This is a genomic window from Mucilaginibacter sp. SG538B, assembly GCF_013376065.1.
Taxonomy (GTDB): Bacteria; Bacteroidota; Bacteroidia; order Sphingobacteriales; family Sphingobacteriaceae; genus Mucilaginibacter; species Mucilaginibacter rubeus.
In genome coordinates this window covers 281,971-299,251 of record NZ_JABMJI010000002.1, presented here as the reverse complement: position 1 = coordinate 299,251, position 17,281 = coordinate 281,971, and the positions used below count along the sequence as shown (strand labels likewise).

16 protein-coding genes are annotated in these 17,281 nt (G+C 42.4%); 6 read left to right on the top strand and 10 right to left on the bottom strand.

Going from position 1 to position 17,281, the window contains the following annotated elements:
* Positions 1-179 precede the first annotated feature (179 nt).
* The 3 genes from FHW88_RS30330 to FHW88_RS10645 are packed head-to-tail and all read left to right on the top strand — an operon-like array spanning position 180 to position 4,391.
* Positions 180-2,042 (top strand): prolyl oligopeptidase family serine peptidase, encoded by a 1,863-nt coding sequence (locus FHW88_RS30330; protein WP_176625306.1) that lies wholly within the window; start codon positions 180-182, stop codon positions 2,040-2,042.
* A 6-nt stretch (positions 2,043-2,048) separates the two neighbouring features.
* Positions 2,049-3,695: a sensor histidine kinase gene (locus FHW88_RS10650; protein WP_090530419.1), complete on the top strand. Its 1,647-nt coding sequence runs from the start codon at positions 2,049-2,051 to the stop codon at positions 3,693-3,695.
* A gap of 3 nt (positions 3,696-3,698) precedes the next feature.
* Positions 3,699-4,391, top strand: a complete 693-nt coding sequence (locus tag FHW88_RS10645) for a response regulator transcription factor (protein WP_090530416.1) — start codon at positions 3,699-3,701, stop codon at positions 4,389-4,391.
* Positions 4,392-4,572: 181 nt separating this feature from the next.
* Here FHW88_RS10645 and FHW88_RS10640 read toward each other — a convergent pair whose 3' ends face one another.
* The 6 genes from FHW88_RS10640 to FHW88_RS10615 all read right to left on the bottom strand — a co-directional run bounded on the left by FHW88_RS10640 (position 4,573) and on the right by FHW88_RS10615 (position 11,219).
* Positions 4,573-5,199 carry a class I SAM-dependent methyltransferase gene (locus FHW88_RS10640; protein WP_176625305.1) on the bottom strand — a complete coding sequence of 209 codons (627 nt, stop codon included), beginning with the start codon at positions 5,197-5,199 and terminating at the stop codon, positions 4,573-4,575.
* Between the two features lie 3 nt (positions 5,200-5,202).
* Positions 5,203-6,093: a hypothetical protein gene (locus tag FHW88_RS10635; protein ID WP_229701758.1), complete on the bottom strand. Its 891-nt coding sequence runs from the start codon at positions 6,091-6,093 to the stop codon at positions 5,203-5,205.
* A gap of 33 nt (positions 6,094-6,126) precedes the next feature.
* Entirely contained in the window at positions 6,127-7,416 is a 1,290-nt protein-coding gene (locus FHW88_RS10630) for a metallophosphoesterase (RefSeq protein ID WP_176625304.1), read from the bottom strand.
* Positions 7,417-7,431: 15 nt separating this feature from the next.
* On the bottom strand, positions 7,432-8,937 hold the full coding sequence (locus FHW88_RS10625) for a sigma 54-interacting transcriptional regulator (RefSeq protein WP_129568110.1): 1,506 nt from the start codon (positions 8,935-8,937) through the stop codon (positions 7,432-7,434).
* A gap of 117 nt (positions 8,938-9,054) precedes the next feature.
* The gene (locus FHW88_RS10620) at positions 9,055-10,152 is read right to left on the bottom strand and encodes a vWA domain-containing protein (RefSeq protein WP_090531322.1); all 1,098 of its coding nucleotides are present in this window, start codon (positions 10,150-10,152) and stop codon (positions 9,055-9,057) included.
* Positions 10,153-10,340: 188 nt separating this feature from the next.
* On the bottom strand, positions 10,341-11,219 hold the full coding sequence (locus FHW88_RS10615) for a carbohydrate kinase family protein (RefSeq protein WP_090530401.1): 879 nt from the start codon (positions 11,217-11,219) through the stop codon (positions 10,341-10,343).
* A gap of 163 nt (positions 11,220-11,382) precedes the next feature.
* Here FHW88_RS10615 and FHW88_RS10610 point away from each other — a divergent pair, with 163 nt between their 5' ends.
* Both FHW88_RS10610 and FHW88_RS10605 read left to right on the top strand, forming a co-directional pair.
* Positions 11,383-11,802: a YybH family protein gene (locus FHW88_RS10610; RefSeq protein WP_090530398.1), complete on the top strand. Its 420-nt coding sequence runs from the start codon at positions 11,383-11,385 to the stop codon at positions 11,800-11,802.
* Positions 11,803-11,926: 124 nt separating this feature from the next.
* The gene (locus FHW88_RS10605; RefSeq protein ID WP_090530395.1) at positions 11,927-12,409 is read left to right on the top strand and encodes an adenylyltransferase/cytidyltransferase family protein; all 483 of its coding nucleotides are present in this window, start codon (positions 11,927-11,929) and stop codon (positions 12,407-12,409) included.
* A 39-nt stretch (positions 12,410-12,448) separates the two neighbouring features.
* Here the strand turns inward: FHW88_RS10605 and FHW88_RS10600 are convergent, their stop codons facing one another.
* Entirely contained in the window at positions 12,449-13,300 is an 852-nt protein-coding gene (locus tag FHW88_RS10600; RefSeq protein WP_090530392.1) for a helix-turn-helix domain-containing protein, read from the bottom strand.
* A gap of 126 nt (positions 13,301-13,426) precedes the next feature.
* Here FHW88_RS10600 and FHW88_RS10595 point away from each other — a divergent pair, with 126 nt between their 5' ends.
* The gene (locus tag FHW88_RS10595; protein WP_091171707.1) at positions 13,427-14,401 is read left to right on the top strand and encodes a phytanoyl-CoA dioxygenase family protein; all 975 of its coding nucleotides are present in this window, start codon (positions 13,427-13,429) and stop codon (positions 14,399-14,401) included.
* 148 nt (positions 14,402-14,549) lie between these two features.
* Here FHW88_RS10595 and FHW88_RS10590 read toward each other — a convergent pair whose 3' ends face one another.
* The 3 genes from FHW88_RS10590 to FHW88_RS10580 all read right to left on the bottom strand — a co-directional run bounded on the left by FHW88_RS10590 (position 14,550) and on the right by FHW88_RS10580 (position 17,249).
* Positions 14,550-15,431: a cupin-like domain-containing protein gene (locus tag FHW88_RS10590; RefSeq protein WP_090530386.1), complete on the bottom strand. Its 882-nt coding sequence runs from the start codon at positions 15,429-15,431 to the stop codon at positions 14,550-14,552.
* A gap of 125 nt (positions 15,432-15,556) precedes the next feature.
* Positions 15,557-16,435, bottom strand: coding sequence for a cupin-like domain-containing protein (locus tag FHW88_RS10585; protein ID WP_176625303.1), 879 nt, complete (start codon positions 16,433-16,435; stop codon positions 15,557-15,559).
* Between the two features lie 268 nt (positions 16,436-16,703).
* Positions 16,704-17,249, bottom strand: coding sequence for a fasciclin domain-containing protein (locus tag FHW88_RS10580; protein WP_090530380.1), 546 nt, complete (start codon positions 17,247-17,249; stop codon positions 16,704-16,706).
* Positions 17,250-17,281: the final 32 nt, after the last annotated feature.

Genomic DNA, 17,281 nt, shown 5'->3' with positions numbered 1-17,281 from the left:
CAAAAATAATCAATTAATAGGATTGCTTAAGCCGGTTTGCCATATTATTTATATAACGGTATATAAGGGTAAAATTGTAGTGACATCTTGATAACATCGAACTTATTTATCTAATTTGAGTACGTGAATAAAATGGGGTATTTGTAGCTATGTTGAGCCGGGTCAGATTTTTTCTTATTGTGAGTTGCATTATCGTCTTCTTTTCCTGTAACAGGAGTAAAGTAAGGCAAATACCCATTATTGACTTTTTTAAAACACCCGAAAGGAGCTTTTACCGAATTTCGCCCGATGGTAAATATGTATCATACCTTAAGCCATTTAAAGATAAGCAGAACATATTTATACAGTCATTAGCCGATGGTAAGGAACGAATGGTTACTCAATTTGAGGACTATTCAATCAGAGGTGATTATTTCTGGACATACAATAACCAGCTTGTTTTTTCGCAGGATCTTATCGCTACCGATTCGGTTAAAATGTATGCTTTTGATGTGGCTACCAATAAAAGCCGGATTATATTATCGTTCGGTAATGTGAGGATTGGCCTGGTTAACCGTAACCGGCAGCAGCCAGATATCATTACTATTAAAACTAATGAGCGTGATCCGGGTAACTTTGATGTTTACCGCCTTAACGTGAAAACCGGCGAAATGAAGACTTACCTGCTTAACCCGGGTAATATTACTGAGTGGTTTGCAGATGCCGACGGCAGGATCAGGCTTGAAAGGGCATCAGACGGGGTTAACGAAACCATCTTATTCCGCCCCGATGAGGATAAGCCCTTTAAGCCTATAATCGAAAATAATTTTAAGAATGCAGTAAGGCCTATAGCTTTTACAGGTATAAAAAATTATTTCTATGCGCTATCAAACGTAAACCGCGATAAGACGGCCCTGGTTGAGATCAATGCGGAGAATGGCAAGGAAGAAAGGACAATTTTTAGTTGCAGCAAAGCGGATATCACCAGTTTTGAATATTCAAAAAATAAACACCGGATAGAGTTTACCGGCTGGGACGAATCAATGCCGCGTAAGCATTTTCTGGCACCTGATGTTGAGCAGATGTATCAAACCATTCAGCAACAGCTTAATGGTAATGAGATCAGGGTGGTTGACCGCGACAGCTCTGAGAATAAATTTATCCTCAACACTTACACCGACCGTAATCCCGGTTCATACTATCTTTTTGAAAAAAACAATGGCAGGTTAACCAAGCTAAGCGATATTAACTCAAGCCTTGTACCTGCCGAATTATGCGCCATGAAACCTATATCATACCATGCGCGCGATGGCTTGCTGATTAATGGTTATTTAACCCTGCCAAGGGGCGATAAAAATGAAAACTACCCTGTAGTAGTTATGCCGCACGATGGCCCATGGGGACGCGATACCTGGGGATATGATGACCAGGTGCAGTTTTTAGCCAATCGTGGGTATGCCGTGTTCCAGGTTAATTACCGTGGATCAACAGGCTATGGCAAGGCCTTCCGAAGTGCGGGATATAAACAGGTAGGCGGCAAAATTCAGGATGATATTACCGATGGGGTACACTGGCTTATTGATACTAAAGTTGCAAACCCTAAAAAGATTGCCATTTTTGGCGGGCGTTTTGGCGGCTTTTCAGCGCTTTATGGTGTGTCTTTTCATCCCGAGTTATATAGTTGTGCGGTGGTACAATACGGCCTTATTAACTTTTTTACCTATATCAAGGATGCACCGCCGTTTGTTAAGCCTTATTTAAAAATGACTTACGAAATGGTTGGCAACCCCGAAACTGACGCAGATCAGTTGCGGGCCATATCGCCGGTTTTTCATACCGATAAAATTAAGGTACCTTTAATCATATTCCAGGGTGCCAAAGATCAGCGGGCTAATATCAGCGAGCTTAACCAGTTTGTACGCGAGCTGCGTAAACGTAACGTTGATGTGAAATATTTTTTAAAACCCAATGAACGTGCATATTTCAGGAGCGAACATAACCGTATGGAAATGTATGCCGAAATAGAGAAGTTTTTGGATAAGAATATGCGGGTTAAACCATAAGCCGACATGGCATTACAGAAAAACGCTTACCGGCAAAACTTTACGCTGATCACCATTTTCCTGGTGTTCATTTCCATAACTTTTGTGGTAGCCCTGTTTATATCTTATAACCTCACCGCCAAGTATGTTGAAAATGAGTTTTCCTCAAAAAAGGTTGAGGTACTGGAACAAACCATTAAGCCGTATTATGAATTTTTTCAGAATAAGATCCCTGAAATAACCTCCTACCAGGGTTTTCTTGATTCGGCATCGGCAGGTAAATATGCGGCCTCTGTTTTTCATGATTATAATTTTGTGCGCCGCGTTATCTTTTATGATGCCCTCATTGGCGGCAAAACTACGATGACCGTGCGTAAAAATAATTTGAACATAGCTGCTAAGGCGGTTTATCAGTATTGGCACGTTAATGACAAGGTGTACGGGGCCGAGCAGCGGAGAACAGTCAATGAAGATGATTTCAGAGAGATGGCTATTAAATTAAGTAATTATATAGCCTTTTCAGATACATCACGCGTATCAAGTCAGGATGAACTTTTTAAAGCTTTTTGGGATGTGAAACCCGACAAGATCAGTTATACCAATGTTCTCAGGCGCGAGGATGTACGTATCTATCGTGACATGCAAATGTTGGGTAACAGCAAAGGGGCTTCATACAAGCAAAACATGATGACCTTTTACCTCGACCCGTACCTGATCAAGGTGAAAAATACGCATCCCGAGCTGTACGAAAATGTGTCCATTCAACCCGTAGTATATGACCCTATTGACAGTGAGGGTGATAAATTGATAACCGAGGTGTCATTACCAGTGGCTTTTTCTGATTATAAACTGTTCTTTAGTTCGGCACAGGGTTATTTAACAGCCGAAATTAACCGCCGCTTTATGCCTATCGGAGCTATCGTATTATTAATGACCCTGTTTTTAATGCTAATAGGCTGGCTTATATACCGTAACCTGAACGTGAATATGAAACTGTTCAAACTTCAGTATGATTTTATCAACAACTTTACCCACGAGTTTAAAACACCGGTAAGTGTAATTAAAATAGCAGGGTCAAATTTACGTGGCGATGGCGAACTTACCGAAAGGCAACGCCGCCATTACGGTAAGATACTGGACGAGGAAGCCGATAAGCTGAATGAGTTGATGAACAAGCTGCTTTCCTTTACGCAGATTGAAAATAAATCCATTACGCTAAAAGAGGAAGAAATTGATATAGAGAACTTTATTAGCCGGTATATTGATACCTTTAAAATAAAGTACGCTGATTTTAATATTAAATTTAAAATCAACAGGGTTGAAACTTTTTATACTGATCCTGTATTATTAGGGAGTGTTTTTCAAAACCTTATTGAAAATGCATACAAGTATTCGCACCCTCAGCAAAAGGAGTTGTTCATCAATATTTCACAGGAAAAACGGAATATTGTGTTTTCGTTTGCTGATAAGGGGATAGGGATACCGAAAAATGAACTGAATAACGTTTTTAAGAAGTTTTACAGAATAGAAAACCAATACAATCAAAACGGGAGCGTTGGCCTGGGTTTGGCATTTTGTAAAGAACTGGTTAATTTTATGAACGGTGATATAACTGTTTACAGTAAGGTTAACGAAGGTTCGGAATTTATAGTTACGCTTCCATACGAAAATTAAGATATGAACAAAGAAATTAAAATTGCGCTGGTTGAAGATGACGAGAACCTGCGTTTCCTGGTTTCAGAACGTTTGCAATCAGAGGGGTACAAGGTACTGGAAGCCGGTAATGGCAATGAAGCTGAAACCATGATATTGGCCGAGCAGCCTGATATTGTATTGTTAGACTGGATGCTCCCCGGCAAACCGGGCTCGGAAGTTTGCGGCAATATCCGCGAAAAAGGATTCGATAAACTCATCATCATGATGACCGCTAAGGCGCAGGATGTTGACAAGATAGAAGCCTATAACTTTGGGGTATCTGACTATATCACCAAACCCTATAATATGGATGTATTGGTGGCGTTGATTGAAAACAAAATCAAGTTTTCTCTTAACAGCGAAAAGCCCGAATCGTACCGTTTTGCCAACATGGAGCACCTGCCTAACACGCACCTGCTTATCCGGGATGGCCGTAAGATAGAGCTAACTATCCTCGAAAACAGGATCCTGCTTTATTTTCTCAAAAACAAAAACAAGGTTATCAACCGCGAGGAGCTGATGATGGAAGTTTGGGGCTACAACGCTGATGTAAATACCCGTACCCTTGATATGCACATCGTTCGCTTGCGTAAAAAAATAGAAACCAATGCCGATTCGCCGCAATACCTGCAAACTGTAAGGGGGATAGGATATAAGTTTGTTTATAATCAGTAGTTTTCAGTTTGCGGTTTCAAGTAAGCTGTTTGCAGTTTTGTAAATAGGCTTTTTTGAAAATATGTCATTGCCAGCGAAGCGCGGCAATTTCGTAGCTAATGCATGCCAAACCTGTATAGCTACGAGATTGGCGCGTCGCCCCTGGCGCTTTTGCCCCTTGCTACTCCTCGCAACGACAATCTTAAGATGATAGTTTCCTATATACCCTTCCTACAATAAAATCCCCAAAAAAGGTTTTATCCCCAATCACATTGTATCCCACAGCATCAAAATGTTTTTCGATAGCAGGCAGCTTGCTTGCTTCTATCCCGCAAAGCAACCTGAAAAAAACAAACATGCTTTTGAGCAGCACGTTTTGCCACCAGCGGCCGGTAAGCTGAAAATCGGCATTGAGCCAGAGGCCACCGGGTTTGAGCAGGTTGTGCAAATGGTTAAAAACATTGTCAACCGTTTCTTCCACAAAATTATCGAACAAAAAAGGGGTGATTACGATATCGAAGTCGGCGGCGAGTTTCACATGTTCAACTGCATCATTAATAAAGATCACCTCGTTTTGCCCGGTTTGTCTTTTTTGCGAGAGTGCAATCATATTGGCCGAAATTTCAACGTAAGTGATGTTTAACCCTGCCGGGTATATTTTGGCAAGTTCTTCAAGGATCCAGCCGGTGCCGCCGCCTGCTATCAGTATTTTACTTTTTGGTGGAATAAAGCCTAATAAATAAACCTGCGCGTTTATCAAAGCTTTGCCGTAAACTATTCTTGAAAGCCGATCATAAAACCATGCCGAGTTGTTATAATTGGCAGCCATGTTTTAATGGAGAAAATATTTAACAGCATTGAATACTACTACAATTACGTACTGTAAGATCAGTACCCCATCCATATAAAAAAAGTAATAATACTCGTTTTTTTCCCAGGCCGATCTGAAGATGAGCCAGCCGGTAAGGAACATAGTAAATGTGAGTGCAAAGAAATCAAGGCTAAAGCCATTTTGCCTGAACAGGAACATGAGTACAATGTAGCCGGTGAGCAATACCTGGCAAAACAGATAAGCATTTTTTTCGCCCCAAACTACCGGGATGGTCTTAAGGCCTACTTTACGGTCGTCGAAAAGGTCCCGGATATCAAAAGGTATTGTCAGCGCTCCTATAAATAAAAAGCGTTTGGCTATGAGTATAGTAGTATCGCGCATGCTGATATCGGTTAGATGATTATGCATTGATTCCAATACCGGGAACAGTACACAGCTCATTGTCCATACCAGGGTTATTAAAAACGGTTTTAAACCGGGGATATTTCTTAAACCAAATTTATGATCGCCTACACTGAACAATGGTAAACCATAACCAAACGATAAAACGCTCAGAAATATGAGCAGGATCTTTGATTCGGTAGTGATGATAAAGAACAGCGGGATCAGAGACAGCAGCGAAACTATAGTAAAGGTCACCATCAGCCTATAGTGTGCAAAAAACCATCGTACCCTTTTGTAAGGCGACCGTTGTGGTTTAGTTGGACGGGTGATGAGGATACAAAAATTATAGATACCCAGTGTTGAAGTAAATAACAAGCCCAAAACAGGGAACACTGGTTTTGATCCTATTAAGTGAAAGGTTAACAAGGCCTGTGCTACAGCACAAAGCGACATGAAAATATTACTGAAGAGCAGAAAATCTAATACAGACTGTAGTAATTTCTTCATCGGTAAAAGGATAGCAGCTTCTGCCTGGATCTTTTAGGAAATTGGTAATGAGGGATCGCGGCCTGCTTTTAATGTAAATATCGTAATCTCCGGCAATATTCCAACCCTGCCGGTTAAACCAACAAAACCAAAACCTACATTTACATATAATTGTTGTTTGTTTTCCTGGTAATGACCGGCCCATTCATTATAAACATATTTTATAGGGCTATATTGAAAATGCGGGGTACGTACGCCAAATTGCATGCCATGGGTATGCCCGGCAAACATGGCATCAATTTGCGGGTATTTAGGTAAAACCTCGGCCCGCCAATGCGATGGATCATGCGAGAGCAGGAGCTTTACCGGCAGGTCATCGGTGTTTTTTACTGCAAGGTCCATGCGCCCGTATTTGGGGAAGCGGCTGTATTCGCTCCAGTTTTCAATACCTAAGATCCCTATTTCTTCTCCGTTGATTTTTAGACGACGATTTTCGTTCCTGAGCAGGTTCCAGCCCATGTTTTTATGGGTGGTTATCAGGTCATCATGATTTTTCTTTTTATCCGCCGGGGAGTTCCAGTCGCCATAGTCGCCATAATCATGGTTACCCAGTGTTGAAAAAACACCAAGGGGGGCTTTTACTTTAGTGAAAATGTCCTGGTAGCTGGTCATTTCCGATGCTTCATCGTTAACCAGATCGCCGGTAAAAAATATCAGGTCGGGTTTTTCTTTCAACAGCATTTCAACACCACCGAGCACCGCTTTTTTATTATAAAAGCTGCCTGAATGAATATCTGAGATCTGTCCGATCCTTAAGCCATCAAAGGCCTTTGGCAGATTAGGCAGATACATAGTTTGATACAGTACATGATAATCATACGAACCTTTGGGCATGGCCCTTTTAATAGCAGCCAGGGGAATGGTTGCGGCGAGCAAGCCTGCTTTTAAAAGAAACTCGGAACGGGGAATGGCATCAATATTAGTAGCAGCGGCAGGAGTAGTTGGGATAGGAATTGGGGTATCATTTTTTTTCCTTTTCAGCGCAATTTTTCGCCTGATATCATCGGCAAAAATGAATGGCATAAAAGTAAATTTACAGATGAGCAGTATAAATGTTACCAGCAAACAGGCTGCGCGTACACCCGTACCTGCTATGGTAATATAACCTGCAATTAAAAGCGCGGCCACACACAAGGCCGAAAAGCCCCAATAAAAAATGGCGAATGCTTTTGATTGAAGCAATCGCCATTTTTTGAATGCGCCTCGGATACCGTATAAAACATATCGGTCGGCCAGCAGCTCAATTATGATCCAAAATAATATGCTTAGCGCCTTAAAAATCATAGAGCGCCATATATTTTAGTACCGGTCGTCGTCAATATCAAGGTCATCGTCATCGGGCTGCAAGTTAAATAAACTGTTAAACATATCCGAAAACGCGAAGCCATTATCCAGGAAACCTTTGTTCAATTGTGAAAATTCCGACAGGCCGTGAAGTACAAATTCCATCAGCAGCAATTGCTGGCTTTCGCCCAAACGCGGGTGGATCTTTTTTACAAGGTCTTTCAACCCCACAACTTCTTCCAGCGATTTTTTGTATTCCTGCATGGGCATATCATCAACCAAAGCTACATTGTTGCCATCGCCAAACCAGTTAATGATAGCTGCATATGGGTTAGGGGCTTTGGCTTTCTTAGCCTTTTCCGGGTCAGGGAAAAACGATAGCAGTAAGCTTTTGATGGCTTTACCTATCAGGATATTGGCCACTTTGCCTGGTCCCTCCAGTTCACCCTCATAAACCAGCTCAATTTTACCGGTGATGGCAGGGATCACACCTAAAAAGTCGGTAATACGTACAAAGGTAGTTTTTTCGTGGTTGATGATCATCCTGCGTTCGGCATTACTGATCAGGTTTTCATAGGCCGAAATGGTTAAACGCGCAGATACACCCGATTTTTTGTCGATATACTCAGAGTTACGGGCTTCAAAAGCAATCTGTTCCACCAGGTTTTTAACCAAACCATCAGCCTCAATAGCGATACGCTGATCATCGGTAAGGGACGCTTCCTGTTGCGTGATCTTGCGTGAAATCTCAACCGAACGCGGGTAATGTGTTAAAATCTGGCTCTCAATGCGGTCTTTAAGCGGTGTTACTATCGAACCACGGTTGGTATAATCTTCAGGGTTGGCGGTAAACACAAACTGGATATCCAGTGGTAAGCGTAATTTAAAACCACGGATCTGGATATCTTTTTCCTGTAGTATGTTGAACAGCGATACCTGGATCCGGGCCTGCAAGTCGGGCAGCTCATTGATCACAAAAATGCCGCGGTGCGCACGTGGGATCAAGCCGAAGTGGATCACACGCTCATCCGAATAGGTTAATTTTAAAGTAGCGGCTTTGATTGGGTCAACGTCACCAATTAAATCGGCTACGGTAACGTCAGGGGTGGCCAATTTTTCGGTATAACGCTCAGAGCGGTGGATCCAGCCAATAGGGGTGTCATCGCCTTTTTCGGTTATGATGCTATGACCATACCACGATATGGGGTTGTAAGGGTCATCAAACAATTCTGATCCCTCAATATATGGGATATATTCATCAAGCAGGTTAACCAGCAAACGGGCAATACGGGTTTTTGCCTGGCCGCGTAAGCCTAACAGTAAAATATTGTGACGTGACAGGATAGCAGTTTGCAGATCGGGGATCACAGTATCTTCAAATCCGATGATGCCCTCAAAGCCGCCTTCGCGTTTTTTAAGCTGTTCAATAAGGTTAGCACGTAATTCGTCTTTAACCGAACGGCTTTTATAGCCTGTTTGCTTTAACTGGCCGAGGGTTTTTATATCTAATAATTTACTCATTCTGTTTTTGTAGTCCGGAAGTCGGAAAGTCCGCAAGTCCGAATGTTTATTTTTAATTTAAAGGACATTTGTTATTCGTATTTCAGACTTCCAGACGTCGGACTTCCGACTAAAGACTTACCTCACAGTCCTTCTTCTGTTTCTGATATAATCCTCAAAAATGTACTCACCAAGACCGTTCAGGGAACTGTAAAAGGCTTTGCCTCCGTTTGTTTCTGTGAATTTACGAACAAACTGCTGCAAATAAGGGTCTTTAGCTATCATAAATGTAGTAATAGGTATTTTTAACCGCTTACATTGGGCAGCCATGTTAAGGGTTTTGTTAACCACTTTCCTGTCCAAACCAATGCTGTTTTTATAATACCTGGTGCCTTCCTTTAAGCAGGTTGGCTTACCATCCGTAATCATGAAAATCTGCTTATTGTGCGTTTTACGGCGTCGGAGCAGATCGGTAGCCAGCTCCAAACCTGCATAGGTATTGGTATGGTAGGGGCCAACCTGCAAGTAAGGTAAATCCTGCAAGGTTATTGGCCATGCATCGTTCCCAAAAACAACAATATCCAGCGTGTCCTTAGGATATTTGGTGCGGATCAGTTCGGCAAGGGCCATAGCTACTTTTTTGGCCGGAGTGATCCTGTCTTCGCCATAAAGGATCATGGAGTGCGAAATATCGATCATGAGCACAGTTGAAGTAAGGGTTTTGTAGTCCATTTCCTCTACCTCAAGATCGCGTTCGGTCATCATGAAATCGCCTATACCGTGATTAACCTGGGCGTTGTGGATAGACTGGGTCATGTCTATCTGATCAAGGCTGTCGCCAAACTCAAACTCGCGGCGTTCGGCATTTTTTTCATCGCCCTGGCCTGATTGCGGCGAGCGGTGGTTGCCTTTGCCTGATTTTTTTAGCTTGCCGAAGATCTCCTCCAGAGCAGATTGCCTGATGCTTTGCTCAGTTTTTGCCGTAATCCGGAACTCGCCATTCTCATTATTTTCGTCGAGATAACCCTTTTGCTTTAGTTCATCGATGAAATCGCCCATGCCATAATCATCGTTAGTAAGGTTATATTGTTTATCGAGTTCGTTAAGCCAGGCTAAAGCTTCGCCTGCATCGCCCGATGTATAGTTGAGCAACTCGAGGAATAATTTTAACAATTCGTCAAATCCGCCTTTAGGGATTTGGTTGGGCTTAAATTTGGAAAATCCAAAACCACGCATATTTTGTCCTTTCTGTACATAAAGGAACGGAATATTTTTAGGAAAAGTTTCGCTGCGGAAGTGATAAAATAAATTGTTAGTTAAGTATGACAATTAGATTTTTGATTTCGGAATTGGGATTTCGGATTAAAAAGTCATTTTCTATCTCCAAAAATAAATCCGAAATCGAACATTCGAAATCCGAATTCCTAAATGTAAGCCAAGCTATTCAGGAGCTCAGGCGGGTACACCGGGTTGGCGCCTCGCTGGCTGGCTACGTATGAGCCAACGGAGCACGCTTTATCTACCACCTGCTGCATGGGTTTTCCCGAAAGGAGGCCGGATACAAATGTTGCCAGGAAGGCATCGCCGGCGCCTACCGTGTCTGCAACTTTTACCGGACACCCGGGACTGTCATAAAATTCATGGTCGTGCCATACCAGTGCGCCATGCTCGCCGCGGGTTACGCAAATGGTTTGGCTATGGTATTTGGAACGGAACTCGCCAATTTGATCGCGCAGGGAAGCACTACTTCCACCGATGAGCAGGTTGGCTTCTTCCTCGTTCATTTTTACTACGTCGGCCCGGGCTACCAATGTTTCAATAGTTGACAGGGTGTAATGCGGCGGGCGAAGATTTACATCAAATATTTTTAGCGTCGGGGTTTCATCAAGCAGGTTTAATAAGGTTTCGCGGGTAGTAGCGGTACGGCAAGCCAAACTGCCAAACACAATGGCCCTGGCTGCCTGGGCTGCTTTAGTGAGTGCAGCCGATGGTTGTATGTTATCCCATGAAACGGGTTGGGGAATAATATAAGTAGCGGTGTTGGTTTCATCAAGCTGTACTGTAACTTCACAGGTTGGAAATTCATCGTCCTGCTGAATCAGGTCCGAATACAGGTCATTGCTTTTTAAAAAGCCTATCAGTGCATCGCCCGAGTTATCCATACCCACAGAGCTCGCAAACGCTGTTTTTACGCCTTGTTGTACCAAATGCCTGGCTACATTCATAGGGGCGCCGCCCGCTTTTTTTCCATCACCAAAAGCATCCCATAAAACTTCGCCAAAACTTAATACCTGATTTCCCATAGTTAAGTTGTTTTTAGTGTCGATGAAATCCAAATATACTGTATTGTCTGAACCGGAATTAATCGAATTGAAGAATTAATTGAATTTTCTCTTTTTAATTCTGTTAATTCGGGCAATTCTTAAAATTCAGGTTCAGACAAAAACAAAAAGCTATCTTTATTATATGAGAAAAATATTACTGAGTTTAGCGTTGATGCTTGTGGCCGTGTATTGCTTTGCACAGGACAGGCAGGCCATCCTGAAAGTAATGCATACACAGGAAGAAGCCTGGAACCGCGGCGATATTGAAAGCTTTATGACGACCTACTGGAAATCAGATTCGTTGGTTTTTGTGGGGAAAACAGCCCCCGCCTATGGCTGGCAAACAACACTTGAACATTACAAACAAACTTATCCTGATAAGGCTGCCATGGGGCAGCTTAGCTTTGAGATCATACAGCTAAAGGTATTGGATGCAACCAATGCTTTTGTTTTGGGAGGATGGAAACTAACCCGTGAAAAAGATACACCAGGCGGCTATTTTACGCTATGGTTTAGGAAAATTAAGGGTGAGTGGAAGATAGTTTGTGACCACACCTCGTAAGGAGATTAGGGGTGGAGATAAAAGGTTAAGTGGATAAATACGGGGATTTGGAAGCGTGGGAATTAGCGATTCCTCTCTTAAGAGCGGAATTTATAAAGATACCGGATCGCAAAAATACTACTGCATGAAAAGAGGTTTAGTAATTGGGAAGTTTTTGCCGCTCCATATTGGGCATATGGCTTTGATTGGTTACGCGCTTGACCATTGTGATGAGCTTGTAGTGGTTATTGGTGCCAGTGATGATGAGCCCATTGATGGAAATATCAGGCTTGACTGGCTCGAAAAAACTTACGCAGGTAATGACAAGGTTAAACCTGTATTATTAAGCTATGATGAAGCTATGCTGCCGGGTGCGGGCGACTCGATAGAAAATATGTCGAGACTTTGGGCCAGCTATCTTAAAAAGAAGCTGCCGCCTATTGATGTGATATTTGCTTCAGAGGCCTATGGCGCTTATATGGGGCGGTTCCTGGATTGTGAAAGCGTTATTTATGAAGAACCCTGTAAAATTGTACCGGTGCCAGCGGCAAACATCAGGGAAGAGCCTGACTTATACCTGCATCTTTTACCCGATGTGGTTAAGGATTACTATAAAAAATCAGGCTGAATAATTCTGGCGGCAATATTTTACAGGCGTTATTCCCGATCAATCCTTAGCAAACCAGTTCCGCTTAAAATCGGAGGGATTCTTTCCAACTATCTTATTAAAGAGTTTATTAAAATATGATAAGCTTTCAAATCCCACAGCGTAACAGGTTTCAGTAACGTTTTTATCCTGCATGAGCAGGTTTTTGGCTACATCAACACGGTATTGGTTCACGAAATCGGTGAAGGTCATTTTAGTTTGTTTTTTAAAATAGCGGCAAAAAGCCGCTGTAGTAAAGTTCACTTTAGCCGCCACTACATTTACATCGGGTTTAAGATTGTAATTACTGCCGATATATTCATAAATAGCCCCCATCCTGATCTTATCTTTTAAAAAAAACTGCAGGTTCGGCTCGTCGTTGTTTAAAATCGTAAATTCTTTTGAACCAGCCAGTATGTTAAAGATCTCCATTAACCCCATTAACTGCTGAAAAGAATCCATCCCCGGTAAAAGTTTCAGTTTTCGCACTGCTGTAGTCCTGGTATCTCCATAAAAAGCAATACCGTTGGCGGCTTTTTTGAAAAGCTGCCCGATGGTCGAAAATTCGGGAGTGATGCCTATTGCCGTTCCCATGAAATCTTCTTTTAGCTGCACCACTATCTGATGGTATTCGCTCCGCAGCCGGTAATCAAAGTTGAGGTGGGGGAGGTTACTGCCAATAAGCACCAGGTCATGCTGGGTGTAGCCGGAAATGTGTGAACCTACGTGCCTTATCCCTGCATCTGCCTCAACATAAACCAATTCGTATTCGGGGTGATAATGCCACAGAAAAGTGTTGCGAAGCCGGGGTGAAAAGAGTTTGAACGATTTGCCAGGTTCAAAATTAATCTTCTCTAACTGTATCTTATCCATGCTATATTGAGCATAAGGTTTTAGTAAAGATAAATAAAATGATCAATGTAGAGCAAATTTTGGTCATTGTACAGGATAATCCATCTGTCATGCCAACCTAAATTTGAGTTATAAATCAAAAAGAAAATGAAGACCGAAAACGCAGCCATGACCGTGGCAACCACGCCGGCTAATGCGCATAAAGAGATCCCCGGTAATCCGTCAACCGCTAAATCAAGCCAGATCCGCCTGAATGAACGTAAAAACAATGAACCGCTGAAAGTGCTTAGCGAGGCCGATTGGCAATTTTGGATAGAGAACGGTTACGTGATCATCAAAAATGCAGTGCCTAAAGTGCAAGTTGAAAAATTAGCTAATTATCTGTGGCAATATGAAGATAAGGATGCTAATGATATCAGCACCTGGTATAAAAAGCCCAACGCGCAAATGCAAATGAGCGAGCTGAATAATACGGGTATGGTTGAAATTTATAATCAGCAGTTTATGTGGGATAACCGGCAACATCCTAAAGTACATGCCGCTTTTTCAGATATCTGGGGCACCGAAAAGCTATGGGTAACTATTGACCGGGCCAATCTGAATTTTCCGCTAAGGCCGGGCTTTGAATATAAAGGTTTTATTCACTGGGATTATGACCCGGAAACCAAACCTCAAAATGTGCAGGGCGTACTGGCCCTTGCCGATCAGACCGATGAAAACATGGGTGGTTTTCAATGTATCCCGGAACTATACCGTACATACGATACCTGGAAATTAACCCAACCCGAAGATAGGGATCATTATAAACCTGATACCACCGGTTTTGAGACTGTGAAAGTGAAACTGGAAGCAGGTGATCTGCTGATATTTAACAGTTTGCAGCCGCATGGCATAAGACCTAATACCAGTGCAGATAAAGTGCGTATAGCGCAGTATATATCCATGATGCCCGCCCAGGAAGACAATGAAGAGCTAAGACAATGGCGCATTAACAGTTGGCAAAGCCGCGAAGCCATGCAGGGCTACGCTTTTCCGGGCGATCCGCTGGAACGGGAAAAGCAAAATCCGGTAGCTGAGCTTAGCGATCTGGGTAAAAAACTTTTGGGCTTGGAGCGTTGGTAGATTGTATCTCATATACACGTTTTCGGGAGCATTTGATAAACAAGCTAGTTGTGAAGACACGGTCGTGGGTATAAAACAAAATAGCGATGGACAAATCCATCGCTACTCAATATCATGCCTTAAGACTAAAAACGTAAGACTTTCGACTTTAAAAAGGTTTCCCTGCGGCAAGCTCTCTATTAGCCCATTTAACGGCCAGTCCTTCGCGGTATTTAGCATATTTGCCTTTGAACATCATTTTTAGAGCGCTATCAACACCACCTTTAACGGCCAGGTTGTATAGGCTTGCCGCTTTACGGCTTATGCTGGCATCCCATGCGCGAAGGCTGAGTGAGTATGAACCATCCACATATTTCATCCAGTGCCAGTAGCCGGTTGGCATAAACAGGGTATCGCCATGTTCAAGGAAAACTTCAATACCTTCTACACCGTCAAGCGCCGGGAATTTTTTGACATCAGGATTTAGTACATCATAATCCTCCAGTGCATACGTGGCATTGGGGATACAGTACAGGCGGCGCTTCCACTTGTTTTCAAATAGGATCACATGCTTACGCCCTCCAAAATGGGTATGGAAAATATGCGGAAGGTCAATATCGTAATGTAAAAAAGTAACCGAGTTTGAACCGCCGAAAAACATGGCGGGCATGCTTTCCAAAAAGCCCCCCATCAGGTCCTTGGGTAATATGATATCATCCAAAAGTTGTGGCGCTTGCTTAAATATGTTAAAGAAAAAAATCCTTAACTCGGTTGGTTTACTGCGGATAAGGTCGATATATTCATCAAAGGGCATTTCAGTTGCCGATGAATTGATGGGTTTTGAAGGATCGGCCTTTGAATTATCGTACAATGGCACTACTTTATTGCCAACAACCTGCTTTAAATATTCGGGTGTCCATTTTTCGCGGGCAGGCCAGCTTTTGGTAAGCCCTTTGATAACCAACGGGCGACGAGGGTCTAAATAATTCTTCTTGAAGTCTTCGGGAGAAATATTTTCAACCGTATCGATCGGGTTAAGAATGAAGCACATAATAGTTTATTACTTTAGGGGGATTACGCTTATTTTAAAATAAAGTTACAATATTGTTTCTTACTCGTTTAAAAGCATTCAAAATAACGAAATAAACCCCAAAGTAGTATAAATATATCTTAATATTATGGCCTGCCTGATACAAGGGCGTTGTTAGCGCGTTTGATAGCCAGGCTCTCCTTCCAGTCCATATAATCCTTTTTAAAGCGGGCTTTCATCAGGTTGTCAAACTTGCGCTGCACTGTTAAGTTATACAAGCTTTTGGCTTTAATGGCCCATGATTTATCCCAGGCGCGTAACGATATCGAAAATGAACCGGTGAGGTATTTCATCCAGTGCCAGTACCCGGTTGGCATAAACAGGGTGTCGCCGTGCTCCAAAATGGCCTCTTGTCCTTCAATGCCGTCAAGTGCCGGAAATTTGGTGAAATCTGGGTTTTCAATATCATAATCTTCCAAAGCATAGGTAGCAAAGGGGATGCAGTACAGACGTTCGGTCCATTTCTGATCGAACAGCATTACATGTTTGCGGCCATTAAAATGTGTATGGAAAATGTGTGCAAGATCGATGTCGTAATGTAAAAATGTTACAGAACCGGCGCCGCCGAAAAACATATTGGGGTATTTATCCAGGAAACCACCCATTAAATCAGATGGCGAACGATAATCTTCCAGCAGTTTTGGGGCATGTTTAATTGGGTCGAAGAGGAAAATTCTTAAATCAGTAGGCTGTTTTTGAATAAGATCGATATAATCGCCAAACTTCATTTCAGTTGCAGATGCATTGATAGCTTTGGAAGGATCGGCCTTTGAGCTGTTATAAAGCGGAACGGTTTTATCTCCAACTACCTCTTTCAGGTATTCAAAAGTCCATTTTTGCAGTGCGGGCCAGCTTTCAGTGGCTTTGCGGATAATAAGCGGTTTACGCGGATTTAAGTAATTGTTAACAAAATCCTCCTTGCTTATATTGTCTACACTATCAATAGGTGTAAGCGTTATACTCATTTTCACAAATTAATTAACGAGCAAAATTAATTCTTTGTAAATAATATGTAAACGATTTGAGCCGATTTTGAAATTGTGCTGACAGTTGTATTTTAGTTGCAGTATAAAGTTGCAGTGGCAATACGTAACTGCAGGCAGTATAAAGTTGCCGGTGCAGTTTCATGGAGTGTAATAAAAAGAGTATATTTTGCCTATCTTCCTCTAATCAGTGTACCGCTTGTACAACTGCGGCTGCCAACTGCTTCTGCCATTACAAACTGCAACTGGCTTAATTAGGTTTCAAAACTGAATTAACTACCTGAATAACACCGTTGCTTTGGGCAACATCGGCTATGGTGATGAATGATTTGCCCCCTTTTTCGTCAACAAGGTAAAGTTTTGCCCCCTGCGACATCACTATAAGTGTACCGCCGCTCAATGTATTAAGCTCCAACTTGCCTTTGCCCTCTTTTACTTTGGTTAACAGGTCGGCCGAGGTTAATTTGCCGGGCACCACATGATAAGTAAGCAGTTTAATAAGATTGGCCTTGCTTGCAGGTTTCATCAGGTTGTCAACCGTGCCTGCAGGAAGCTGGGCAAAAGCTTCATTAGTAGGTGCAAAAACAGTATACGGACCGGTCGCTGATAGGGTAGGCGCCAAGCCGGCAGATTTAATAGCGTTTACGAGCGTAGTATGGTCTTTTGAGCCGGATGCGTTTTGTACGATATTTTTAGCGGGCGACATGACGGTACCGCCCACAGTTTTTTGGGCGAAAGCTTTTGGGGCTATGGTAATAGCTATAAACGATAGAGCGATAATGAGTACTTTTTTCATACTTGCAGGTATATAAAACATTGCGATTTGAT

Coding starts and splice junctions, on each gene's coding strand:
- FHW88_RS10580 (WP_090530380.1), bottom strand. CDS start 17,249: ATGAAAAAAGTACTCATTATCGCTCTATCGTTTATAGCTATTACCATA.
- FHW88_RS10590 (WP_090530386.1), bottom strand. CDS start 15,431: ATGTGCTTCATTCTTAACCCGATCGATACGGTTGAAAATATTTCTCCC.
- FHW88_RS10620 (WP_090531322.1), bottom strand. CDS start 10,152: ATGCGTGGTTTTGGATTTTCCAAATTTAAGCCCAACCAAATCCCTAAA.
- FHW88_RS10600 (WP_090530392.1), bottom strand. CDS start 13,300: ATGGATAAGATACAGTTAGAGAAGATTAATTTTGAACCTGGCAAATCG.
- FHW88_RS10630 (WP_176625304.1), bottom strand. CDS start 7,416: ATGATTTTTAAGGCGCTAAGCATATTATTTTGGATCATAATTGAGCTG.
- FHW88_RS10605 (WP_090530395.1), top strand. CDS start 11,927: ATGAAAAGAGGTTTAGTAATTGGGAAGTTTTTGCCGCTCCATATTGGG.
- FHW88_RS10585 (WP_176625303.1), bottom strand. CDS start 16,435: ATGAGTATAACGCTTACACCTATTGATAGTGTAGACAATATAAGCAAG.
- FHW88_RS10625 (WP_129568110.1), bottom strand. CDS start 8,937: ATGAGTAAATTATTAGATATAAAAACCCTCGGCCAGTTAAAGCAAACA.
- FHW88_RS10595 (WP_091171707.1), top strand. CDS start 13,427: ATGAAGACCGAAAACGCAGCCATGACCGTGGCAACCACGCCGGCTAAT.
- FHW88_RS10645 (WP_090530416.1), top strand. CDS start 3,699: ATGAACAAAGAAATTAAAATTGCGCTGGTTGAAGATGACGAGAACCTG.
- FHW88_RS10640 (WP_176625305.1), bottom strand. CDS start 5,199: ATGGCTGCCAATTATAACAACTCGGCATGGTTTTATGATCGGCTTTCA.
- FHW88_RS10650 (WP_090530419.1), top strand. CDS start 2,049: ATGGCATTACAGAAAAACGCTTACCGGCAAAACTTTACGCTGATCACC.
- FHW88_RS10615 (WP_090530401.1), bottom strand. CDS start 11,219: ATGGGAAATCAGGTATTAAGTTTTGGCGAAGTTTTATGGGATGCTTTT.
- FHW88_RS10635 (WP_229701758.1), bottom strand. CDS start 6,093: ATGAAGAAATTACTACAGTCTGTATTAGATTTTCTGCTCTTCAGTAAT.
- FHW88_RS10610 (WP_090530398.1), top strand. CDS start 11,383: ATGAGAAAAATATTACTGAGTTTAGCGTTGATGCTTGTGGCCGTGTAT.